The sequence below is a fragment of the Streptomyces sp. NBC_00377 genome, assembly GCF_036075115.1.
GTDB lineage: Bacteria > Actinomycetota > Actinomycetes > Streptomycetales > Streptomycetaceae > Streptomyces.
Map to the genome: position 1 here is coordinate 7,552,765 of NZ_CP107958.1, position 21,537 is coordinate 7,574,301.

The following is a 21,537-nucleotide window of genomic DNA, read 5'->3' on the forward strand; positions in this document are numbered from 1 at the left end:
TCGAAAGAGGCAACCGTGACCCGACTCCCGCTCCAGGCCGTCCTGTTCGACATGGACGGCACGCTCGTCGACACCGAGCGGCTGTGGTGGGAGGCGGTGGAACGGGTCGCAGGACGGACCCTCACCGAGGCGGACCGGCCGGAAGTGCTCGGCCGTCCCGTCGAGCACACCGCCGGCTGGCTCGCCACCGGCACCGGCCGGCCCGCACCGGTCCTCGCCGAGGCGCTGCACCGTGAGTTCGCGGACCGCGTCCGCGCCGGGATCGTGCCGCGCCCCGGCGCCCTCGCGCTGCTGGACGCCCTGGCCCGGGAGGGCGTGCCGACGGCTCTGGTGACGGCCTCGCCCCGGGCGGTCGCCGACCTCGTGCTCGACGCGCTCGGCGCGGGCCGGTTCGCCGTCACCGTCACCGCCGACGACACCGAGCACACCAAGCCCGCCCCCGACCCCTATCTCGCCGCCTGCCGCGCCCTGGGCGTGCACCCGGCGGCCTGTGTGGCCGTCGAGGACACCGAGACCGGGGTGGCCTCGGCCGAGGCGGCCGGCTGCGCGGTGCTGGCGGTGCCGTCGCTCGCGCCGATCGGGCAGGCGCCCGGCCGGACGGTCGTGCCCGGCCTCACGGGCATCACCCCCGAGCGGCTGCGCTCCCTGCTGCCCCACCGGCTCCGCGTCATGACCTGGAACCTCTGGCACGGCGGCACGAAGGTCCGCGACCACCGGGCCAAGCAGCTCAAGATCCTCACCGAGACCGACGTGGACGTGGTCGGCCTCCAGGAGACGTACGGCACCGCCGCCGAGGAGCTCGCCGAAGCCCTCGGCTGGCACCACCACCGGGCCGGGGAGAACCTCGGCGTCCTCAGCCGCCACCCGGTCACGGCCGCCCTCGGCGACCCGGACGTGGGCTTCTACGGTGCGGCGGGCGTCCGCGTCCGGGTCGGCGGCGGCGAGGTGGACGTATGGACGGCCCACCTGGACTGTGCGCCGTACGGGCCCTACGAGGCGGCCTTCGACGGGCTCGCCACGGACGCCCTGACCGCCCACGAGGAGGGGCGGCTCGCGCGGCTGAGGGACGCGCTGCACCGGATCGGGGAGAGCCCGGACGTGCCCGTCGTCCTGGTCGGCGACTTCAACTGCCCCTCGCATCTGGACCGGGCGGACGCCGGGTGGCCGGTGACGAGGGCCGCCGAGGAGGCGGGCTTCGCCGACTCCTACCGCGAGGCGCATCCCGACCCCGTGCGGGAGCCCGGTCACACCTGGTCCCCGGTGCACGCCGAGCACGAGGACGGCAGCGGCCGCCCCGAACCGCAGGACCGGATCGACTTCGTGCTCCACCGGGGCCTCAGGGTGCTCGACTCGCGGACTCACGTGAGCGGCAGCCCCCGGCCGTGGCCGGACGTCGAGGACAACGACTGGCCCTCCGACCACGCCGCGGTGATCACCACCTTCGCGCTCACCCCCTCGGCGGTCGGCGGTAAACCGGTGGGCGCCGGGGCGTGAACTGTCTACCATCGGTGACATGACCTGGCGACATTGATCCACGACCGGCTCCGACGTCCGTCGACTGACCGCCACGCTGTACGCGTACGCGTTCCTCGACGAGTTCGTGCTGCTCTACCCGGTGTACGCGCTGCTGTTCGCGGACAGCGGCCTGTCCGTCGGGCAGATCTCCTCCCTCTTCGTCCTGTGGTCGCTCACCGGCGTCCTGCTGGAGGTCCCCACAGGCGTCTGGGCGGACGCCGTCTCCCGGCGGCTGCTGCTGTGGACCGGCCCGTTGTTGGGCGCGGCCGGCTTCGCCCTGTGGGTGCTGTTCCCGTCGTACTGGGCCTTCGCGGCCGGCTTCGTCCTGTGGGGCGCCCGCGGCGCGCTGGGCTCCGGCGCGCTGGAGGCGCTCGTCTACGAGGAGCTGGACCGGGCCGGGGCCGCCGACCGGTACGCCCGGACCATGGGGCGCGCGCACGCGGTGGGCCAGCTGGCCGTGATGACGGCGACGGGCCTGGCCGGACCGGTCTTCGCGGTCGGCGGCTACCCGGCCGTCGGTACGGCCAGCGTGCTGGCGTGTCTGCTCTGCGCCGTGACGGCGACCCGCTTCCCGGAGCACCGGACCGCGGCCGTGGCCGAGAGCGACGCCGAGAGCGACGCCGAGGGCGAGAGCGACGGCGGTGGCGCGGGTGACGGCTGCGGTGGTGGCGGTGGAGCGAGCCACGGCGGTGCCGACGGCGAGGGCGGCGACGGTAACAAGGCCGACGGGCGGCGCGGCGGGACCCCAGGGGCCGCCGGACTCACCCGGCTGTACGGGCGCCTGGGCCTCTCCGGCCTCTCCGGACTCCGCCGGGAGCGTCCCCTTCTCGGCGCACTGCTGCTGGTCCCCGCCGTCACGTCCGTGTGGGGAGCACTCGACGAGTACACCCCGCTCCTGGTCAGGGAGACCGGGGCACCGGACACCGCCGTTCCCTACCTGCTCATGGTGATCTGGGCCGGTGTCACGGCCGGAAGCCTGCTGGCCGGTGCGGCCGAGCGCCTCGGCCGCACCGGCCTCGCCGCGCTCCTCGCGGGCGCCGCGCTCGCCCTGGCCGCCGGTGCGCTGACGGGGGCGCCGGCCGGCATCGCCCTCGTCGCCCTCGCCTTCGGCGGCTTCCAGGCGGCGACCGTCCTGGCCGACGTCCGGCTCCAGCAGCGCATCGAGGGCACCGCCCGGGCCACCCTCACCTCCCTCGCGGGGCTGGGCACCGAGCTGGTGACCATCGTTGTGTACGGCGCCTACGGCGTCCTCGGGGCCGGCTTCGCGCACGGCACCGTGTTCGCCCTGTGCGCGGTGCCGTACCTGCTCACGGCCCTGGTGATCGGCCGGCGGAGCAGGGGGCAGGCGCCTGAGGGTGAGCCGGGGGAGCAGGAGGCAGGCGCCTGAGGGTGAGCCGGGGGAGCAGGGGGCAGGCGCCTGAGGGTGAGCCGGGGGAGCACGGGGGCTGACGCCCGACGGCGGCCCGGAGAAGAGGCGGCGGGGAGGGCGCGCAACGAATCGCCGCCGCACCGGCCGGGCACGCAACGATCCGCTCCCCGGCGCGCAACGGCTCCGTCTTGCCCGGCCCGCGCGGCCGACCGTACCGTCTACTTGGCCCCCAGGTCCGCCCCCCGAACCCCCTCGTACCGGTGAGGATCACGCATGCGCACCGCCCTGCTCCAGAGCTCCGGCCGCCCCGGCTCGGTCGCCGAGAACCTCAAGGTCCTCGACGAGGCCGCGGACCGTGCCGCCGCCGCGGGCGCCGGGCTGCTCGCCGTGCCGGAGATGTTCCTCACCGGATACGCGATCGGCGACGACATCGCCCGCCTCGCCGAGCCGGCCGACGGCGGCTCCGCGGACGCCGTCGCCCGGATCGCCGGCCGGCACGGGCTCGCGATCGCCTACGGCTACCCGGAGTGCGACGGCGGGACGGTCTACAACTCCGCCCAGCTGATCTCCGCCGACGGCGCCCGGCTCGCGAACTACCGCAAGACCCACCTCTTCGGCTGCTTCGAGCGCGACCACTTCCGGCCGGGAGAGCAGCAGGTCGTCCAGGCGGAGCTGAACGGTCTCACCGTCGGCCTCATGATCTGCTACGACGTCGAGTTCCCGGAGAACGTCCGCGCCCACGCCCTCGCCGGCACCGACCTCCTCCTGGTGCCGACCGCGCAGATGCACCCCTTCCAGTTCGTCGCCGAGTCGGTGATACCGGTCCGCGCCTTCGAGAACCAGCTGTACGTGGCGTACGTGAACCGGGTGGGCCAGGAGGGCGAGTTCGAGTTCGTGGGGCTCTCCACGCTGGCCGGTCCCGACGGCGTCGCCCGCACCCGCGCCGGACGCGGTGAGGAACTGGTCTTCGCCGACGCGGACCCGGTCGCCCTCGCCGCCTCCCGTGAGACGAACCCGTATCTGAAGGACCGCCGCCCCGGCCTCTACGGGTCCCTGGTCTGAATCCGGCCGCACCCGCGCCGCAACCCCCTGAGCCTCCCCCCGAGTCACCACGCGCAAGGAGTCCGTACCCCATGACGTCCACCGTGCCCAACGCCGTCGAGCACGCAGACGAGCAGCAGCCGCCGATCACCATGTTCGGCCCGGACTTCCCCTACGCGTACGACGACTTCCTCGCCCACCCGGCGGGCCTCGGCCAGATACCCGCGACCGAGCACGGCACCGAGGTCGCCGTCATCGGCGGCGGGCTCTCCGGCATCGTGGCCGCGTACGAGCTGATGAAGATGGGTCTCAAGCCGGTCGTCTACGAGGCCGACCGGATCGGCGGACGGCTGCGCACCGTCGGCTTCGACGGCTGCGACCCCTCCCTCACCGCCGAGATGGGCGCGATGCGTTTCCCGCCGTCCTCCACGGCGCTCCAGCACTACATCGACCTGGTGGGGCTGGAGACCCGGCCCTTCCCCAACCCCCTGGCGGCGACGACCCCTTCGACGGTCGTCGACCTCAAGGGCGAGTCGCACTACGCGGAGACGGTCGAGGACCTCCCGCAGGTCTACCGTGATGTCGCCGCCGCCTGGAACAAGTGCCTCGAAGAGGGCGCCGACTTCTCCGACATGAACCAGGCCATGCGCGAGCGCGACGTCCCGCGCATCCGCGAGATCTGGGCGAAGCTCGTCGAGAAGCTCGACAACCAGACCTTCTACGGCTTCCTCTGCGACTCCGAGGCCTTCAAGTCCTTCCGGCACCGCGAGATCTTCGGCCAGGTCGGCTTCGGCACCGGCGGCTGGGACACCGACTTCCCCAACTCCATCCTGGAGATCCTCCGCGTCGTCTACACGGAGGCCGACGACCACCACCGCGGCATCGTCGGCGGCTCCCAGCAGCTGCCGGTGCGCCTGTGGGAGCGCGAGCCGGAGAAGATCGTCCACTGGTCGTACGGCACCTCGCTGGCGAGCCTGCACGAGGGCGGCGAGCCCCGCCCGGCCGTGACCCGGCTGCACCGCACCGCGGGGAACCGGATCACCGTGACGGACGCGAACGGCGACATCCGCACCTACCGGGCGGCGATCTTCACCGCCCAGTCCTGGATGCTGCTGTCGAAGATCGCCTGTGACGACTCGCTCTTCCCGATCGACCACTGGACGGCGATCGAGCGCACCCACTACATGGAGAGCTCCAAGCTCTTCGTGCCGGTCGACCGGCCGTTCTGGCTGGACAAGGACGAGCGGACGGGCCGGGACGTCATGTCGATGACGCTCACCGACCGCATGACGCGCGGGACCTACCTCCTCGACGAGGGCCCGGACAAGCCGGCCGTCATCTGCCTGTCGTACACCTGGTGCGACGACAGCCTGAAGTGGCTGCCGCTGTCCGCGAACGAGCGGATGGAGGTCATGCTGAAGTCGCTCGGCGAGATCTATCCGAACGTCGACATCAGGAAGCACGTCATCGGCAACCCGGTGACGGTCTCCTGGGAGAACGAGCCTTACTTCATGGGCGCGTTCAAGGCCAACCTGCCCGGCCACTACCGCTACCAGCGCCGCCTGTTCACCCACTTCATGCAGGACCGGCTGCCCGAGGACAAGCGGGGAGTCTTCCTCGCCGGCGACGACATCTCCTGGACCGCGGGCTGGGCCGAGGGGGCCGTCCAGACCGCGCTGAACGCGGTCTGGGGCGTCATGCACCACTTCGGCGGCGCGACCGACGGGACGAACCCGGGTCCGGGCGACGTGTACGACGAGATCGCGCCGGTGGAGCTCCCGGAGGACTGAGGCCGCGCAGCACCCGGTCCCGGGGCACGGGGTCTCACACCACGAGCCCCGGCAGCGGTGTGAGCATCATGCGGCCCGCGAAGCCGACGGCCGTGTCGAGGCGTTCGGTGAACTCGTCGGCGACGTCGGGCAGCCGGCGCAGCGCCCACAGGGCCCGGGCCGCCGTCCAGGTGGCGTCCCGGGCGCGCTCCAGGCTCCAGGAGCCGAGCAGGTGGGTGAGCGGGTCGGCGATCTGCAACAGGTCGGGGCCCGGCATCAGCTCTTCGCGCACGCGTTCCTCCAGCGAGCCGAGCAGCTCGCCCACGCGCTCGAACTCGTCCTCCAGCTCGGCCGGTTCGCAGCCGAGGCTACGACAGGCGTCCACCACGGCGAGCGCTAGGTCGTGCCCGATGTGCGCGTTGATGCCCGCGAGCGCGAACTGCAACGGGCGTACGCCGGGATGGCGGCGGAACTGGAGCAGCGGTCGCCAGCAGGCCGGCGGGCGACGGGCGGCCGGCGCCGGGTCCACGGCGTCCAGGTAGCGCTCCGCGAACCGTACGTCCAGGGTGGTGGCGGCTCCCGGATCCGGGAACCGGCCGGCGTCGATGCGCCGGTCGACCTCCTGGGTGACCGCGAGGTAGACCCGGTTGAAGACCGCGATCCCGTCCCCGGGAGGCAGGACCGCGTCGAGCGCGCGCATCCGGGCGAGCACGTCGTCGACACTCGGGCGGCGAGGATCTACGCCTGGTTCGATGCCCGCCTCGACGGGAAGGGTGAACTGTTCCAATTGCGGCATGGGGGCAGGGTGGCAGTCCTAGGCTGGCCCGCGTGCCGGCGGGCCCGGTGCTTCCCCGGAACGGGGGACGAGCCCGTCGCGCGGGAGGGGGAACAGCACGGTGCCAGGATTGCGTGAGCGATGGTCCGGCCGGCGCGGTGTCATGGTCGCCGCCGCCTCGGCGGTGGTGGCCCTGGGCGCCGTGGCCGGGACACTGGCCGCACTCGCCGACGGGAGGGACGACGACCGCCCAGACGGCTCCGAGGGTGCCCGCCCGCGGCTGAGCGCGACGCTCCTGTCCCCGTCGTCCGGGATCCCGCCGTCGCCGTCCGGATCCCCCTCGGCCTCCGCCACGACCGCGCGGCCCACGCCCTCGCCCGGCCGCGCCGCACGGAAACCACGGCCGGCGGCCGGGTCCACGAGTCTGTACCGCTACTCCGGGTCCCAGGTCCTCGACTGGGTCCGTGCCAACCCGGCGGACCCGCGCACCGCCGTCATCGAGGACCGGATCGCGAGCCGTCCGGCCGCCGTCTGGTTCACCGAGTACGACCCCGGCACCGTCACCTCGCGGGTCCGCGCGGTCACCTCGGGCGCTGCCGCCCAGGGCCGGGTGCCCGTCGTGGTGGCGTACGCGATCCCGGACCGCGACTGCGGCGGCGCCTCCGAGGGCGGGGCCCCCGACCTCGACGCCTACGCGGGCTGGATCGACGGGTTCGCCGCGGGGCTCGGCTCCGGCGAGGTGGTGGTCGTGCTCGAACCGGACTCCATAGCCCAGACCGACTGTCTCGACGGAGCCGGTCGGGCCGACCGGCTGGCCGCGCTGGGACGTGCGGGACGCGTGCTCAAGGCCGCGAACCCGAAGGCACGCGTGTACTTCGACGCCGGGCACTCGGCCTGGAACACCCCGGCCCAGCAGGCGGCGCTGCTGCGCCAGGCCGGCGCCGCGTCGGCCGCGTCCTCCGACGGCATCTTCAGCAACGTCTCCAACTTCCACCGCACCGCCGACGAGATCGCCTACGACCGCCGGGTCCTGGACGCCCTCGGCGGCCCGCCCGGCCTGGGCGCCGTCATCGACACCAGCCGCAACGGCAACGGCGCGCCCGCCGGAGACGAATGGTGCGACCCGGACGGCCGGAGCATCGGGCGGGCCCCCACGTTCCGCACCGGGGAGGACCGGATCGACGCCTTTCTGTGGGTGAAGCTGCCGGGGGAGTCGGACGGCTGCAAGGGGGCGGCCGGTGAGTTCAGCCCGTCGTACGCCTACGAACTGGCCTCGTCGTAGCTGCTGGTGCCCTCGTCCAGCAGGGGCCGCCCCGCCCTGAGGTGGGCGGGCGCGAAGGCGTGGAGCGCGTGGTAGCCGACGATGACGACGACCGTGCCGAGTGCGATGCCGCTCAGCGAGAAGGTGTCGGTGAACTCCAGCGTGACGTTGCCGACGCCGATGATGATGCCCGCCGCGGCCGGCACCAGGTTCAGCGGGTTGCGCAGGTCGACACCGGCGTTGATCCAGATCTGCGCGCCGAGCAGGCCGATCATGCCGTACAGGATGACGGTGATGCCGCCGAGGACGCCGCCGGGGATCGCCGCGACCACCGCGCCGAACTTCGGGCACAGGCCGAAGAGGAGAGCGAACCCGGCGGCGGCCCAGTAGGCGGCCGTCGAGTAGACGCGGGTCGCGGCCATCACGCCGATGTTCTCGGAGTACGTGGTGTTGGGCGGACCGCCCACCGCCGTGGACAGCATCGAGCCGACGCCGTCTGCGGAAATCGCCGTGCCGAGCCGGTCGTCCAGGTCGGCGCCGGTCATCTCGCCGACCGCCTTGACGTGTCCCGCGTTCTCCGCGACCAGCGCGATGACGACGGGAAGTGCCACGAGGATCGCCGACCACTCGAAGGACGGGCCGTGGAAGGCCGGCAGCCCGAGCCAGTCGGCGTGACCGACCGCGGACAGGTCGAGACGCCAGTGGTCGGTGACCTTGCCGCTCGCGTCGGCGGAGTGGACACGGCCGAAGATCCGGTCGAACGCCCACGAGACGCCGTACCCGAAGACCAGGCCGAGGAAGATCGCGATCCGGGACCAGAACCCGCGCAGACAGACGACCGCCATCCCGGTGAACGCCATGACCAGCAGGGCCGTCCACTGGTCCTGCGGCCAGTAGGTGGTGGCGGTGACCGGGGCGAGGTTGAAGCCGATGAGCATCACGACCGCGCCCGTCACGATCGGCGGCATCGCGGCGTGGATGGTCCGTGCACCGAACCGCTGGACGGCCAGTCCCACGACGAACAGCGCGGCTCCGACGACGAACACCGCGCCGGTGACCGTGGCGCTGGTCCCGCCCTGCGCCCGGACGACAGCGGCCACGCCCACGAAGGACAGCGAGCACCCGAGGTAGCTGGGCACCCGGCCACGGGTAGCGAGCAGGAAGATCACGGTCGCGACCCCGGACATCATGATGGCCAGGTTGGGGTCGAGGCCCATGAGTACGGGCGCGACGAAGGAGGCCCCGAACATCGCCACCACATGCTGGGCGCCGAGCCCGGCCGTGCGGGGCCAGGAGAGCCGCTCGTCGGGGCGGACGACCGCGCCGGGCGCCGGCGTGCGTCCGTCGCCGTGCAGTTTCCAGCGGACGCCGAGATCCATGGTGCGCATTCACTTTCTTCGGGTGTGGTTGTCCGGACCATTCTCACGTGGGACCGGAGGGTGAGCGACCGCTTAGCGACCCCTTACGATGAGGGTAGTTTCCTCATACATGCACAGGAGCCCCCGCCGTGACCGCCGAAGCAGTGACCGCCGAAGCCTCGATCGCCCCCGCCGCGTCGTACGGCCGGACGGTCCCCGTCACCGTCCACTTCGACGACCTGGACGCGCTCGGCATGCTGCACAACGCCCGCTACCCCCTGCTCGTCGAGCGCGCCTGGAGCGAGTTCTGGCAGGACAACGGGGTCCGCTTCGAGGGTGACTGGGCGAGTGCCGGGGACGCCTGCAACGTCGTCAAAGAACTGCTGATCGGCTATGAGGCGCCGGTCACCCGTACCGGCACCTACGCCGTCCACCTCTGGCTGGAGCGGCTCGGCACCACCGGGCTGACGTACGGCTTCCGCTTCTGTTCGGCGGACGGCGGCACGACGTACGCGCGCGGGACCCGTGTCCTGGTGCGGCTCGACGCGGCCACGCTGCGCCCCACGCCGTGGAGCGACGCCTTCAGGGCCGCGGGCCGGGTGCTGCTGCGGCCTGCGGACTGAATTGCGCGCCGGTGCGCTCACCGCTGCGCAGCACACCCGCGAACAGCACGAGTCCGCACGCCAGCACGGTCACCACACCGAACGACACCATCAGGCTGGTCACCTGTGCCACCCCGCCGATCAGGCTCGGCGCAACCAGCCCGGAGGTGTAGGTGATCGTCGCGACGCCCGCGATGGCCTGGCTGGGGTTGGGCCCGCTGTGCCCGGCCGCCGCGAAGCACAGGGGCACGACGACCGCGATGCCCAGTCCCATCAGTCCGAACCCGGCCATCGCCACCGCCGGGTGGCCCGCGAGGACGATCAGCAGCCCGCCGAGTGCGGCGAGGACCCCGCCCGCCCGGACGGTGCGTACCGCGCCGAACCGGTTCACCACCGCGTCGCCCACGATCCGGGCCACCGCCATCGTGAACATGAAGCCTGTCGTACAGGCCGCCGCCGCCCCGGCCGACGAGGCGAGCTCGTCGCGCAGATAGACGGCCGACCAGTCCAGGCTCGCGCCCTCCGCGAACACCGCGCAGAATCCGACCGCGCCGATCAGCAGCGCCGAGCGGGGCGGCAGCGTGAACCGCGGGGGCGGCTCCTCGTCCTCCGCCGGCCGCAGATCCAGCACCCAGCGGCAGGCCAGCAGGCCGAGGAGGGTGAGCACGGCCGCCGCCAGCACATGGTGCACGCGCGCGTCCGCACCCAGATGCGCGGCGAGCGTCCCGCCCGCCGAGCCGATCAGGGCGCCCGCGCTCCACATGCCGTGCAGCCCCGACATGATCGACCGGTCGAGCAGCCGCTCCACCTCGACGCCCAGTGCGTTCATCGCCACGTCGGCCATGCCGGCGGACGCGCCGTACGTGAACATCGCCAGGCACAGCGTGAGCAGGTTCGGCGCGAGGGCGGGCAGGGTCAGCGACAGCGTCCACATCACGAGCAGTCCGCGCAGCGCCGCACGGCTGCCGAAACGATGCGTGATCGAGCCGGCCAGCGGCATCGCGCAGGCCGCGCCGAACGCGGTGAAGGCGAGCGCGAACCCGAGCTGTCCGGTGGAGACGCCGGCGTGGTCCTGGATCCACGGCACCCGGGTGGCGAACGAACCGGTGACGGCGCCGTGCACGGCGAACACGGCCGCCACGGCGTACCGGGCGCGCCGGACCTCCGAGGGTGCGTGGCTCACTTCGCCCACTGCGCTCATTCTTCCGTCCCTCCCGGATCCGCGCCGCGCTGTCGCGATGCCGTCGTAAACTATCAGGAACCCTGCCTGATAAATAGTGGGCCGACGATCGGCAGTCCCCGGTCGGGTCCCCCTCGGCCGTGGGAGGATTCCCGCCATGCCCGCATCCCCGAGCACCGCCCGGGCCATCAACGACCGGCTCGCCCTGCGGCTGCTGCAACACGAAGGCCCCCTGACCGCAGGCCGGTTGAAGCAGCTCACCGGCCTGTCCCGCCCCACCGTCGCCGACCTCGTCGAACGCCTCGCGGCCTCCGGTCTGATCGAGGTCGTCGGGGAGGCGGGTGAGCAGCGCCGCGGCCCGAACGCCAGGCTCTACGGCATCGTCGCCGACCGCGCCCACCTGGCCGCGCTGGACGTACGCACGGAGGGCGTCACCGTGCTCGTCTCCGACCTGGTCGGCCGGGTGCTCGCCGAGGCGTCCGTGCCGATCGGCGACGACACGGGCACCGGGACGGCCGTGGAGCAGGCGGTCTCCCTCGTCGAGCGCGCGGCGAAGGAGGCCGAGGCCGCGGGCGCGCCCCCGCGCGAGGACGACCGGCCGTGGGGGAGGCTGCACACCCTCGGCATCGGCGCTCCCGGCCTCATCGACCCCGCGAGCGGTGAACTGCGCGACTCCAGCGGCCTGCCCGAGTGGCATCGCCGGCTGGTGGCCGCGCTGCAAGAACGCTTCCCGCACGCCCACGCGCACGTGGAGAACGAGACCAACCTCGCCGCCCTGGCCGAACAGCGCGAGGGCGCCGCCCGGGACCGGGACACCTTCGTCCTGCTGTGGCTGGGCCACGGCACCGGCGCGGCCGTCGTCCTGGACGGCGCCCTGCGCCGCGGCGCCTCCGGCGGCACCGGCGAGATCGGCTTCCTGCCGGTGCCCGGCACCGACGGCCTGCCCTCGGCCACGGACTGCGAGGGCGGCTTCCACTCGCTGGCCGGCTCGGCGGCGATCGCCGCGCTGGCGGGGGAGTACGGGCTTACGGCGCGGGCGCGCCCCGACGAGCCGGTGGCCGCGGCGCTGGTACGAGCGGCGGTGGCCGCCATGGACGCGCCGGACACCGGTGCCGCCGGTGCCGCCGGCGGTTTCCTCGATGCCCTCGCCGACCGTCTCGCCCTCGGCGCCGCCTCCGTCGTCGCCGTGCTGGATCCGGGCTGTGTGGTGCTCGGCGGCGAGGTCGGACAGGCCGGCGGGGAGGTGCTCGCGAGCCGGGTGGCAGGGCGGCTCCGGCGGATGGCACCCCTGCCCACGGAGGTGCGCCCCGCTGTCCTGGGCGGCGGCGCGGTGCTGCGCGGGGCCCTGCTCACGGCCCGCGACACCGCCCAGGAGGAGCTGTTCGGCACGGCGAACGACGCGAGGGCGGCCCGGGCCGGGTCCGCGACGTGGCCCGTGGCCCCCGCGGTGCCGGGCCGGGGCGGGACTTCGCGGGCGCGGCCGGCCTAGGGCGTGTCTGACAATTCCCGCCGGGCGCGCGGCGTCCGGCACGGCACCTCGCCGCGTTGTCGCATCACCCGAGTGCATCCGGTACGCGGGCGATCCTCCGCCTTGCGATGCACCGCACCGGACGCCGCGCGCCGACCCGACGCGAATGGTCAGACACGCCCTAGGGGTTGTGCCGGGCGCGCGGTGTCCGGCACGGCACTCCCCCAGCCTTCGGCCGGGGGTGCCTCCACGCCGCGTTGTCGGATCACCCGAGTACATCCGGTACGCGGGTGATCCTCCGCCTTGCGATGCACCGCACCGGACGCCGCGCGCCGACCCGACGCGAATGGTCAGACACGCCCTAGCGGCGGATGCGTGTCGCGAGGTACTCCTCGAACGTTCCCCTGGCCACCGCCCGCTCCGGCGCCAGATGCCCGCCCGCGCGAAAACCCCGGTAGGCCGCACCCCACAGCGGTACGTTCAGCACCGCGCACCGCCTGCCGCTCGCCTTCAGGAAAGCGCGGGCCAGCGACTCGAAGGTGCGGACCTCGGGCCCGGCGAGGTCGTCGACCCGGCCGGCCGGCGGGCCCGCCGCCAGCTCGGCGAGCCGGTCCGCGACCTCGGCGACCTCCACCGGCTGATCGCTCACCCCGGCGGGCAGCACCATGACCGGCACTTTGGCCAGCGTCTGGAGGACCTGCACCAGCAGGTCGTGGAACTGGGTCGCCCGCAGCACCGTCCAGCCCAGACCCGACTCCTCCACCAGCTTCTCCACGGCGAGCTTGGCCCGGTAGTAGCCGAACGGCACCCGGTCGACGCCGACGATGGAGATGTAGACCAGATGTCGCACCCCGGCCTCGCGCGCCGCGGCGAGGAGGTTCGCGGCCGCCTGCTCGTCACCTCCGCGCGGTGTGCTCGCACAGTGCACGACCGTGTCCACTCCCGCGACGGCCGCGTCCAGCCGCGGGCCGCCCTCACGCAGGTCGACGGCGTAGGGCGGGGTGTGCCGGCTCAGCACCCGCACCTCGTGCCCGTCCGTCCGCAGCCGCTCGGTGACGAGCCGGCCGAGCGTTCCCGTACCACCGGTCACGAGGATCGTGGTCATGCCGTCCAGCCCTTCCGGGGACAGGGCGTTCCCCGCCGGAACGCCCTCCGTCGGTCCAGCTTGTCCGGGCCGGGGGCGTCTCGCACGTCCCGCAGCTCGCGGAGGGGCCGGCCGCCGGAACGCGCGGCGGGCGGCGGAGCGGGAGACCCGGCGGCGGGGAAGGGCCGTCGTCACCGCCGCCGGGTCGCACTGCGGCGACCCTAGAAAGGACTAGACCAGCACGTCAATAGGTATGGACCAATTCCGGGGGGAGTCGCCCGCTCCCGAATCGGACCGGGCGCAAGCCGAATTGACGACCTGTGAGCCACCCCACATCCTTCACCTGTATGGACGCGTACCCGGCGTGGCACACTGGCCCTGTAAACCAAAGCAGCGCACTCCGGGGTCGGTGAAAGTCCGAACCGGCGGTTACAGTCCGCGACCCGGTCGCTTCCAGCGACCGGTTGACCAGGTGGAATTCCTGGACCGACGGTTAAAGTCCGGATGGGAGGCAGTGCGCGGCGGGCGGGCATTCGTGCGCGCCGCCGTATACATACTCGTCCGCGGACGGGTCTGTCCGGCGTCGCCCCCGGTGTCGTTGCCCGTACCTGCTGTCGTCATCGACAGGCCCCGGAGTCCGTGCCCGAAGAGGCAGGAGGACCCGGGAAGTGTTCACCGGAATCGTCGAAGAGCTGGGTGAGGTCACCGCCGTCGAGAATCTCGGCGACGCCTCCCGCTTCCGGCTGCGCGGCCCCGTCGTGACCGACGGCGCGAAGCACGGCGACTCCATCGCCGTGAACGGGGTCTGTCTCACCGTCGTCGAGCACGAGGGCGACGAGTTCACCGCCGACGTCATGGCGGAAACCCTGAACCGCTCCAGCCTCGGCGCCCTCGGCGTCGGCTCCCGCGTCAACCTCGAACGCCCCACCGCCGTCGGCGCGCGCCTCGGCGGGCACATCGTGCAGGGCCATGTCGACGGCACCGGCGGGGTGTTGGAGCGCAGGCCCTCCGAGAACTGGGAGATCATCAAGATCTCCCTCCCCGCCGACCTCGCTCGGTACGTCGTGGAGAAGGGCTCCATCACCGTCGACGGCATCAGCCTGACGGTCGTGGAAGCGGGCTCCGACCACTTCACCGTCAGCCTCATCCCCACCACCCTCGCCCTGACCACGCTCGGCCTCAAGCAGCCCGGCGCCCCGGTCAACCTCGAGGTGGACATCGTCGCCAAGTACGTCGAGCGCCTGCTCGCCTCCACGCAGGGGGCGGCGCAGTGAACTCGCTGAATTCCGAGGCGTTCACCCTCCTCGACCAGCACATCCTCTGGTCGGACATGATCGGCAACATCCTGGGCCTGATCACCCTCGCCCTCGGCTGGCGCCGCTCCCTGTGGACCTGGCCGGTGCAGTTCCTCTCCGGGCTCGTCCTCTTCGGCGCCTTCTTCGGCCATCTGACCGGCAGCGCCGGCAAGCAGGTCGTCGTCATGGTCGTCGCCCTGTACGGCTGGTGGCAGTGGAACCGGAGCCGGGGCCGGTCCGCCGACGGCCAGATCACCCCCCGCTTCGCGACCTGGACCGAGCGCGCGGCCATGGTCGGCGCCGCAGCCCTCGGCACCGTCGCCGTGGCCCTGCTGTTCAAGGCCTACCCGTCCCTGTCCTGGGACCCCTGGCCGGACGCCTACATCTTCGTCGGCACCGTCGTCGCCATGTACGCCCAGGCGCGCGGCATGGTCGAGTTCTGGTTCGCCTGGCTCCTCGTCGACGTGGTCGGCGTCCCGCTGAACTTCGCCAACGGCTACGCCTTCTCCGGCTTCGTCTACGTCATCTACGGCGCGCTCGTCCTGTGGGGCATGCGCGACTGGTGGCTGCGCTCCCGCAAGGCCTCGCAACCCGCTCTGGAAGGAGCGCCGGCATGAGTACCGCACCGATCCTCTACAGCACGGACGGCATCGAGGACTTCGCGCTGGACCCCGTCGAGCAGGCCATCGCCGACATCGCCGCCGGCCGCCCCGTCGTGGTCGTGGACGACGAGGACCGTGAGAACGAGGGCGACCTCGTCATCGCCGCGGAGATGGCCACCCCCGAGATCGTCGCCTTCATGATGAGCGAGTGCCGCGGCCTGATCTGCGCCCCCATGGAGAGCGACGAACTCGAGCGCCTCGAACTCCCGCAGATGGTCGAGGACAACACCGAGTCCATGAAGACCGCGTTCACGGTCTCCGTCGACGCCTCCGCCGCCCACGGCGTGACCACCGGCATCTCCGCCGCCGACCGCGCCACCACGCTGCGGCTGCTGGCGAGCGGCGTCACCGAGGCCACGGACTTCGTCCGCCCGGGGCACATCTTTCCGCTGCGCGCCAGGTCCGGCGGGGTGCTGACCCGTAACGGCCACACCGAGGCGGCCGTCGACCTCGCCCGTCTCGCGGGACTGCGCCCCGCCGGCGCGATCGTCGAGATCGCCGGCGAGGACGGCCGGATGCTCCGCCTGCCCGAACTGATCCCGTTCGCCCGCAAGCACGGCCTGACGATCATCTCCATCGAAGACCTGATCGCCTACCGCCGCAGCGCCGAGCCCGCCGTCCACCGCGAGGCGCAGACCCGGCTTCCCACCGTCCACGGCACGTTCACCGCGTACGGCTACCGCTCCACCGTCGACGGGGTCGAGCACGTCGCCCTCGTGCACGGCGAGGTCGGCGACGGCGAGGACGTCCTCGTCCGGGTGCACTCCGAATGCCTCACCGGCGACGTCTTCGCCTCCCTGCGCTGCGACTGCGGCCCCCAGCTCGACGCCTCCCTCGAGCGCATCCAGAGCGAGGGCCGCGGTGTCGTCGTCTACCTGCGCGGACACGAGGGCCGCGGCATCGGACTGCTGTCCAAGCTGCGCGCCTACGAGCTCCAGGAGCAGGGGCACGACACCCTCGACGCCAACCTGGAGCTGGGTCTGCCCGCCGACGCCCGTGACTACGCGGCCGGCGCGCAGATCCTCGAGGACCTCGGCGTGCGCAGCGTGCGCCTGATGACCAACAACCCCGAGAAGACCGACGCACTCGTGCGGCACGGCATCGAGGTCACCCGGCGCGAGCCGATGCCCGTCCAGGCGGGCGAGCACAACATCCGCTACCTGCGCACCAAGCGGGACCGGATGGGCCACGATCTGCCCTGGCTGGACACGGCCCCCGTGTCCCCCTGCGGCAGCCAGTAGGAACCCGTCAGACCAGCAGAACCAGCAGGACCAGCAGGACCAGCACCTGAGGAGAGATGTGAGCGGCAAGGGCGCACCGGAACTGTCCGTACGCAATGTGGGTGACCTGCGGGTCGCCGTCATCGCGGCACAGTGGCACGAGAAGGTGATGGACGGACTGGTCGACGGCGCGCTGCGCGCCCTGCACGACCTCGGCATCGACGAGCCGACCCTGCTGAGGGTGCCCGGCAGCTGGGAGCTCCCGGTCGTCGCCAAGGTGCTGGCCGGGCGGGGCTACGACGCGATCGTCGCCCTCGGCGTCGTCATCCGCGGCGGCACCCCGCACTTCGAGTATGTGTGCCAGGGCGTGGCCCAGGGGCTCACCCAGGTCTCCGTCGAGACCGGCGTTCCCGTCGGCATGGGCGTCCTCACCTGCGACACCGAGGAGCAGGCACTGGACCGGGCCGGCCTGGAGGGCTCCCACGAGGACAAGGGGCACGAGGCGGTGACGGCGGCGGTGGCGACCGCGGCCACCCTCCGCTCAGTATCTGAACCCTGGCGGTAGGACGGCCCGCACAACGGCTAGGGTGGGTTCACCATGTCCAAGAAGACGTTCGAGGAGCTCTTCACCGAGCTCCAGCAGAAGGCCGCCAGCGCCGATCCCGCCACCTCCCGCACCGCAGAACTGGTCGGGAAGGGCGTCCATGCCATCGGCAAGAAGGTCGTCGAAGAGGCCGCCGAGGTCTGGATGGCGGCCGAGTACGAAGGCAAGGAAGCAGCCGCCGAGGAGATCTCGCAGCTGCTCTACCACGTCCAGGTGATGATGGTCGCCCGCGGAATCTCGCTCGACGACGTGTACGCCCACCTGTAGAACCAGTTCCCGTACACACCCGTACCCACCCTCTCGCCACCCCTTTCCACGTTCCACGCGAAGGAAGCCGACCTCATGCTGCGCATCGCCGTCCCCAACAAGGGTTCCCTGTCAGGCCCCGCGGGGGAGATGCTGCATGAGGCCGGCTACCAGCAGCGCCGCGAGTCCAAGGAACTGCGGATCGTCGACCCGGTCAACGACGTCGAGTTCTTCTACCTCCGCCCCCGCGACATCGCGATCTACGTCTCGTCCGGCCGCCTCGACATCGGCATCACCGGCCGCGACCTGCTGATCGACTCCGGCGCCAACGCCGAGGAGATCCTCCCGCTCGGCTTCGCCCGCTCCACCTTCCGGTTCGCCACCAAGCCGGGCACGGCCGACGGCATCCAGGACCTCGAAGGCCGGACGGTCGCCACCTCCTACGAGGGCATCGTCGCCAAGCACCTGGCCGAACAGGGCGTCGACGCCTCCGTCGTCCACCTCGACGGCGCCGTCGAGACCGCCATCGAACTGGGTGTCGCCGAGGTCATCGCCGACGTCGTCGAGACCGGCACCTCGCTGCGCAACGCGGGCCTCGAGGTCTTCGGCGAGCCCATCATGAAGTCCGAGGCCATCGTGATCCGGCGCACCGGCGCCGACGCCGAGGAGCCCAAGGTGCAGCAGTTCCTGCGCCGCCTCCAGGGCGTCCTGGTCGCCCGGACGTACGTGATGATGGACTACGACTGCCGCGTCGAGCAGCTCGAGAAGGCCGTCGCGCTGACCCCGGGCCTGGAGTCGCCGACCGTCTCCCCGCTGCACAACGAGGGCTGGGTCGCCGTCCGCGCCATGGTCCCGGCCAAGGAGGCGCAGCGGATCATGGACGACCTCTACGACATCGGCGCGCGCGCCATCCTGACCACGGCCATCCACGCCTGCCGCCTCTGACCTAGCCGGGAACATGTCCAACCTGCCGACCCTCCCCGTCACCTTCCGGCCGAAGCGCACCCGCGTGGTGCTGCTTTCGGCCGGAGTGGTGATCCTTCTCGTCATCTCCGCCGTGGCGATGCTGCTGGAGCAGCTCGGCCCGGGGGAGCGGCTCAGTTTCATCCTCACCGGAGCCCTCATCTTCTGGGTGCTGGCGCAGCTCGCCCGGGTACGGGTCGTCGCCGACGACTCCGGCGTCACCGTCGTGAACATCGCCGGCCGACGGCACCTGGAGTGGGCCGAGATCGTCCAGGTGAACCTCCGTCCGGGCGATCCGTGGGTGTTCCTCAACCTCAGCGACGGCACCAGCCTGCCCGCCCTCGGCATCCAGCCCGGCATCGACAAGCAGCAGGCCATTGCCGACGCGCGCGCCCTGCGCACGCTCGCCGAGACCCGGTCCGTCCGTGACCCCGGGGCGCCCACAGAACAAGATCAGGGCTGACTCGGGGCCGTCCACCCTGCCGCTCGGGCCCCTGTCTTGATTAACCTGGTGACGGAGGCGTTCCCTTTGCGCCTCCACCCCTGTGGCTCCCTGCCGGGTGCACAGGGGTTCCTGCTACCCGAGGAGTGACTCCCTCCGGCGATGGACGGTTCGTCCTGTAGTACCTGCGCCGCCCCTGTCCGACCTGTTTCGCAGGCGGCGGCACCATGACCATTCCCCTGCTGCTCCTGGCAGCCGCGTTCCTGCTCATCCTCGCCAACGGCTTCTTCGTCGCCGCCGAGTTCGGCCTTGTCACGGTCGAGCGTCCGGACGCCGAGAAGGCCGCCGCCGAGGGCGACAGACGAGCCCGTACGGTCGTCGAGTCGCTGAAGGAACTGTCCTTCCAGCTGTCCGGCACCCAGCTCGGCATCACCATCACCTCGCTCGTCGTCGGCATGCTCGCCGAACCGGCGCTCGCGGAGCTGCTGCACGGCCCGTTCACCGCGATCGGCCTCCCCGAGGGCACCGTCTCCGGGGTCGCCGTGGTCGTCGGCATGCTGCTGGCCTCCGCCGTGCAGATGGTGATCGGCGAGCTGGTGCCCAAGAACTGGGCCGTGTCCAAGCCCCTCCAGGTCGCGCGCTTCGTCGCGGGCCCGCAGGCCGGCTTCTCCCGCCTCTTCCGGCCGGTGATCGCGGCCCTCAACACCGTCGCCAACCGGCTGGTGCGGGCCCTGGGCGTCGAGCCCACCGCCGAACTGGCCTCCGCGCGCACCCCCGGCGAGCTCGTCTCCCTGGCCCGGCACTCGGCCCAGGCCGGCGCCCTCGAACAGGACACGGCCGACCTCTTCGTCCGCACCCTGTCCCTGGCCGAGCTGACCGCTCAGCACGTCATGACCCCGCGCGTGAAGGTGAGCGCCCTCCAGTCGTCGGCCACCGCCGAGGACGTGGTCAACCTGACCCGTGCCACCGGTCTGTCCCGGTTCCCGGTCTACCGCGAGAAGATCGACGAGATCGTCGGCATGGTCCATCTCAAGGACGCCCTGGCGATCCCCGTCCACGACCGGCTGCGCACCCCGCTCGGCCGTATCGCGCGTCCCGCGCTGCTGGTCCCCGAGACCCTGCCCGTCCAGCCCCTGCTCGCCCGGCTGCGCAGCGAGCAGCCCATCGCCGTCGTCGTCGACGAGTACGGCGGCACGGCCGGGGTGGTCACGCTGGAGGACATCGTCGAGGAGATCGTCGGCGAGGTGCGTGACGAGCACGACGGCCAGGACACACCCGAACTCGCCGCGGCGCCGCCCGAGGAGGGCCGGCCCGCATGGGACGTCGACGGCAGCTGCCGGGTCGACACCCTCCAGCGCATAGGCCTGGAGGTCCCCGAGGGGCCGTACGAGACGGTTGCCGGGCTGGTCGCCGACCTGCTCGGCCGCATCCCGGCCGTGGGGGACCGGGCCGAACTGCCCGGCTGGCGGGTCGCCGTGCGCCGGGTCGGCCACTACCGGGCCGAGCGGGTCCGCCTGGTACGGACCGGCCAGGTCGTGGAGGTCTCCCGATGAGCGCCCTGCAACTCGTCTTCGCCGCGCTGCTCGTGCTCGCCAACGGCTTCTTCGTCGGTGCCGAGTTCGCGCTCGTCTCGGTCCGCCGCAGCCAGATCGAGCCCCTGGGCACCGCGCGGGCCCGCCAGGTCCTCTACGGCCTGGAGAGCCTGCCCCAGATGATGGCGGCGGCCCAGTTCGGCATCACCGTCTGCTCCCTCACCCTGGGCGCCGTCGCCGAACCGACCGTCGCCCACCTGCTGGAGCCGGTCTTCGAGGCGGTCCACCTCCCGCACGGCATGATCCACCCACTGGGCTACGTGGTGGCTCTCGCCGCCGTGGTCTTCTTCCACCTGGTCATCGGTGAGATGGTCCCGAAGAACCTCGCCATGGCGGCCCCCGAGAAGGCCGCGCTGTGGCTCAGCCCCGGCCTGGTCGCTTTCGCCCGGGTCTGCCGGCCGATCACCGTGGGCCTCGGCGCCTGCGCCCGGGGCATCCTGCGGCTCTTCCACGTCGAGCCCAGGGACGAGGTCGAGGCCGTCGTCACCAGCGAGCAGCTGAACCGTCTGCTGGAGGACTCTGGCCAGGCCGGTCTGCTGGCCCCCGAGGAGCAGGAGCGGCTGGAGGACGCGCTGGAGCTGGGTTCCCGCCCGGTGACGGACGTGCTGCTGAAGCGCGAGTCCCTGGTCACGGTCAGTCCGTCGGTCACCGCCGGCCAGATCGTCGAGCTGACCGCGCGCACCGGTTACTCCCGCTTCCCGGTCGCCGCGGAGAGCGGCGTCGGCGCCTTCATGGGCTATCTGCACGTGAAGGACGTCCTCGACCTGGAGGACTCGGAGCGGGCCGTGCCGCAGCAGGTGTGGCGGCCCATGACGACCCTGCGTTCGGAACTGCCGCTGGACGACGCCCTGACGGTGATGCGCCGGGCGGCGACCCATCTGGCGCAGGTGGCCGACGCGTCCGGCAGGGTCCTCGGCCTGGTCGCGCTGGAGGACGTCCTGGAGCTGCTGGTGGGCGAGGTCACCGACCCCGCGCACCGGGAGGTCTCCGGGATCCGGCTGACGGAGCTGAGGGGGAGTTCCCCGGGCGTCCCGGCTCCGCTCGAGCAGGGCGGGCCCCCGTCGCCGGAGCAGGCGCTGGCGAGCTGAGAG

At 72.4% G+C, this 21,537-nt stretch carries 20 protein-coding genes and 1 riboswitch; of the genes, 16 read left to right on the forward strand and 4 right to left on the reverse strand.

Annotated features, from left to right (window positions below; translation table 11 throughout):
• Positions 1–15: 15 nt before the first annotated feature.
• The 4 genes from OHS71_RS33585 to OHS71_RS33600 all read left to right on the forward strand — a co-directional run bounded on the left by OHS71_RS33585 (position 16) and on the right by OHS71_RS33600 (position 5,715).
• Positions 16–1,494, forward strand: a complete 1,479-nt coding sequence (locus tag OHS71_RS33585) for an HAD-IA family hydrolase (RefSeq protein ID WP_328483076.1) — start codon at positions 16–18, stop codon at positions 1,492–1,494.
• Between the two features lie 106 nt (positions 1,495–1,600).
• Positions 1,601–2,902 carry an MFS transporter gene (locus OHS71_RS33590; protein ID WP_328483077.1) on the forward strand — a complete coding sequence of 434 codons (1,302 nt, stop codon included), beginning with the start codon at positions 1,601–1,603 and terminating at the stop codon, positions 2,900–2,902.
• A 255-nt stretch (positions 2,903–3,157) separates the two neighbouring features.
• On the forward strand, positions 3,158–3,946 hold the full coding sequence (locus OHS71_RS33595; RefSeq protein ID WP_328483078.1) for a carbon-nitrogen hydrolase family protein: 789 nt from the start codon (positions 3,158–3,160) through the stop codon (positions 3,944–3,946).
• Positions 3,947–4,017: 71 nt separating this feature from the next.
• Positions 4,018–5,715: a flavin monoamine oxidase family protein gene (locus OHS71_RS33600; protein WP_328483079.1), complete on the forward strand. Its 1,698-nt coding sequence runs from the start codon at positions 4,018–4,020 to the stop codon at positions 5,713–5,715.
• Positions 5,716–5,749: 34 nt separating this feature from the next.
• On the opposite strand, the gene OHS71_RS33605 is transcribed toward OHS71_RS33600, so the two are convergent.
• Positions 5,750–6,490, reverse strand: a complete 741-nt coding sequence (locus tag OHS71_RS33605; protein ID WP_328483080.1) for a DUF5995 family protein — start codon at positions 6,488–6,490, stop codon at positions 5,750–5,752.
• Between the two features lie 142 nt (positions 6,491–6,632).
• Between OHS71_RS33605 and OHS71_RS33610 the strand changes: the two genes are divergently transcribed.
• Positions 6,633–7,751, forward strand: coding sequence for a glycoside hydrolase family 6 protein (locus OHS71_RS33610; protein WP_328484725.1), 1,119 nt, complete (start codon positions 6,633–6,635; stop codon positions 7,749–7,751).
• On the opposite strand, the gene OHS71_RS33615 is transcribed toward OHS71_RS33610, so the two are convergent.
• Positions 7,730–9,109 (reverse strand): uracil-xanthine permease family protein, encoded by a 1,380-nt coding sequence (locus tag OHS71_RS33615; protein WP_328484726.1) that lies wholly within the window; start codon positions 9,107–9,109, stop codon positions 7,730–7,732. The genes OHS71_RS33610 and OHS71_RS33615 overlap by 22 nt on opposite strands.
• 143 nt (positions 9,110–9,252) lie before the next feature.
• Here OHS71_RS33615 and OHS71_RS33620 point away from each other — a divergent pair, with 143 nt between their 5' ends.
• Positions 9,253–9,711 (forward strand): acyl-CoA thioesterase, encoded by a 459-nt coding sequence (locus OHS71_RS33620; RefSeq protein WP_328484727.1) that lies wholly within the window; start codon positions 9,253–9,255, stop codon positions 9,709–9,711.
• Here the strand turns inward: OHS71_RS33620 and OHS71_RS33625 are convergent.
• The gene (locus OHS71_RS33625) at positions 9,671–10,891 is read right to left on the reverse strand and encodes an MFS transporter (RefSeq protein WP_328483081.1); all 1,221 of its coding nucleotides are present in this window, start codon (positions 10,889–10,891) and stop codon (positions 9,671–9,673) included. The genes OHS71_RS33620 and OHS71_RS33625 overlap by 41 nt on opposite strands.
• Before the next feature lie 136 nt (positions 10,892–11,027).
• On the opposite strand from OHS71_RS33625, the gene OHS71_RS33630 reads away from it, so the two are divergent.
• Complete coding sequence (locus OHS71_RS33630; RefSeq protein WP_328483082.1) at positions 11,028–12,359, forward strand: ROK family transcriptional regulator; 1,332 nt, start codon at positions 11,028–11,030, stop codon at positions 12,357–12,359.
• Positions 12,360–12,699: 340 nt separating this feature from the next.
• Here OHS71_RS33630 and OHS71_RS33635 read toward each other — a convergent pair whose 3' ends face one another.
• The gene (locus OHS71_RS33635; protein ID WP_328483083.1) at positions 12,700–13,443 is read right to left on the reverse strand and encodes an SDR family oxidoreductase; all 744 of its coding nucleotides are present in this window, start codon (positions 13,441–13,443) and stop codon (positions 12,700–12,702) included.
• A 370-nt stretch (positions 13,444–13,813) separates the two neighbouring features.
• Positions 13,814–13,944, forward strand: a riboswitch (FMN riboswitch).
• 146 nt (positions 13,945–14,090) lie between these two features.
• Here OHS71_RS33635 and OHS71_RS33640 point away from each other — a divergent pair.
• The 9 genes from OHS71_RS33640 (at position 14,091) to OHS71_RS33680 (ending at position 21,534) form a co-directional block, all read left to right on the forward strand.
• Positions 14,091–14,696, forward strand: coding sequence for a riboflavin synthase (locus OHS71_RS33640; RefSeq protein WP_328483084.1), 606 nt, complete (start codon positions 14,091–14,093; stop codon positions 14,694–14,696).
• Positions 14,693–15,334 carry a nicotinamide mononucleotide transporter family protein gene (locus OHS71_RS33645; RefSeq protein WP_328483085.1) on the forward strand — a complete coding sequence of 214 codons (642 nt, stop codon included), beginning with the start codon at positions 14,693–14,695 and terminating at the stop codon, positions 15,332–15,334. The genes OHS71_RS33640 and OHS71_RS33645 overlap by 4 nt, the downstream gene beginning before the upstream one ends.
• Entirely contained in the window at positions 15,331–16,620 is a 1,290-nt protein-coding gene (locus tag OHS71_RS33650) for a bifunctional 3,4-dihydroxy-2-butanone-4-phosphate synthase/GTP cyclohydrolase II (protein WP_328483086.1), read from the forward strand. The genes OHS71_RS33645 and OHS71_RS33650 overlap by 4 nt, the downstream gene beginning before the upstream one ends.
• Positions 16,621–16,678: 58 nt before the next feature.
• Entirely contained in the window at positions 16,679–17,164 is a 486-nt protein-coding gene (ribH, locus tag OHS71_RS33655; RefSeq protein WP_328483087.1) for a 6,7-dimethyl-8-ribityllumazine synthase, read from the forward strand.
• 33 nt (positions 17,165–17,197) lie between these two features.
• Positions 17,198–17,470: a phosphoribosyl-ATP diphosphatase gene (locus OHS71_RS33660; protein WP_328483088.1), complete on the forward strand. Its 273-nt coding sequence runs from the start codon at positions 17,198–17,200 to the stop codon at positions 17,468–17,470.
• A 75-nt stretch (positions 17,471–17,545) separates the two neighbouring features.
• The gene (gene hisG / locus OHS71_RS33665; RefSeq protein WP_328483089.1) at positions 17,546–18,394 is read left to right on the forward strand and encodes an ATP phosphoribosyltransferase; all 849 of its coding nucleotides are present in this window, start codon (positions 17,546–17,548) and stop codon (positions 18,392–18,394) included.
• A gap of 13 nt (positions 18,395–18,407) precedes the next feature.
• Positions 18,408–18,875 carry a PH domain-containing protein gene (locus tag OHS71_RS33670; protein ID WP_328483090.1) on the forward strand — a complete coding sequence of 156 codons (468 nt, stop codon included), beginning with the start codon at positions 18,408–18,410 and terminating at the stop codon, positions 18,873–18,875.
• A gap of 206 nt (positions 18,876–19,081) precedes the next feature.
• Positions 19,082–20,407 carry a hemolysin family protein gene (locus OHS71_RS33675; RefSeq protein WP_328483091.1) on the forward strand — a complete coding sequence of 442 codons (1,326 nt, stop codon included), beginning with the start codon at positions 19,082–19,084 and terminating at the stop codon, positions 20,405–20,407.
• Positions 20,404–21,534 (forward strand): hemolysin family protein, encoded by a 1,131-nt coding sequence (locus OHS71_RS33680; RefSeq protein WP_328483092.1) that lies wholly within the window; start codon positions 20,404–20,406, stop codon positions 21,532–21,534. The genes OHS71_RS33675 and OHS71_RS33680 overlap by 4 nt, the downstream gene beginning before the upstream one ends.
• Positions 21,535–21,537: the final 3 nt, after the last annotated feature.

What these genes read in the sequence shown, in the direction of transcription:
- OHS71_RS33595 (WP_328483078.1), top strand. Translation starts at nt 3,158, where the DNA reads ATGCGCACCGCCCTGCTCCAGAGCTCCGGCCGCCCCGGCTCGGTCGCC.
- OHS71_RS33600 (WP_328483079.1), top strand. Translation starts at nt 4,018, where the DNA reads ATGACGTCCACCGTGCCCAACGCCGTCGAGCACGCAGACGAGCAGCAG.
- OHS71_RS33605 (WP_328483080.1), bottom strand. Translation starts at nt 6,490, where the DNA reads ATGCCGCAATTGGAACAGTTCACCCTTCCCGTCGAGGCGGGCATCGAA.
- OHS71_RS33610 (WP_328484725.1), top strand. Translation starts at nt 6,633, where the DNA reads ATGGTCGCCGCCGCCTCGGCGGTGGTGGCCCTGGGCGCCGTGGCCGGG.
- OHS71_RS33615 (WP_328484726.1), bottom strand. Translation starts at nt 9,109, where the DNA reads ATGGATCTCGGCGTCCGCTGGAAACTGCACGGCGACGGACGCACGCCG.
- OHS71_RS33625 (WP_328483081.1), bottom strand. Translation starts at nt 10,891, where the DNA reads ATGAGCGCAGTGGGCGAAGTGAGCCACGCACCCTCGGAGGTCCGGCGC.
- OHS71_RS33630 (WP_328483082.1), top strand. Translation starts at nt 11,028, where the DNA reads ATGCCCGCATCCCCGAGCACCGCCCGGGCCATCAACGACCGGCTCGCC.
- OHS71_RS33635 (WP_328483083.1), bottom strand. Translation starts at nt 13,443, where the DNA reads ATGACCACGATCCTCGTGACCGGTGGTACGGGAACGCTCGGCCGGCTC.
- OHS71_RS33650 (WP_328483086.1), top strand. Translation starts at nt 15,331, where the DNA reads ATGAGTACCGCACCGATCCTCTACAGCACGGACGGCATCGAGGACTTC.
- OHS71_RS33660 (WP_328483088.1), top strand. Translation starts at nt 17,198, where the DNA reads ATGTCCAAGAAGACGTTCGAGGAGCTCTTCACCGAGCTCCAGCAGAAG.
- hisG (WP_328483089.1), top strand. Translation starts at nt 17,546, where the DNA reads ATGCTGCGCATCGCCGTCCCCAACAAGGGTTCCCTGTCAGGCCCCGCG.
- OHS71_RS33670 (WP_328483090.1), top strand. Translation starts at nt 18,408, where the DNA reads ATGTCCAACCTGCCGACCCTCCCCGTCACCTTCCGGCCGAAGCGCACC.
- OHS71_RS33675 (WP_328483091.1), top strand. Translation starts at nt 19,082, where the DNA reads ATGACCATTCCCCTGCTGCTCCTGGCAGCCGCGTTCCTGCTCATCCTC.
- OHS71_RS33680 (WP_328483092.1), top strand. Translation starts at nt 20,404, where the DNA reads ATGAGCGCCCTGCAACTCGTCTTCGCCGCGCTGCTCGTGCTCGCCAAC.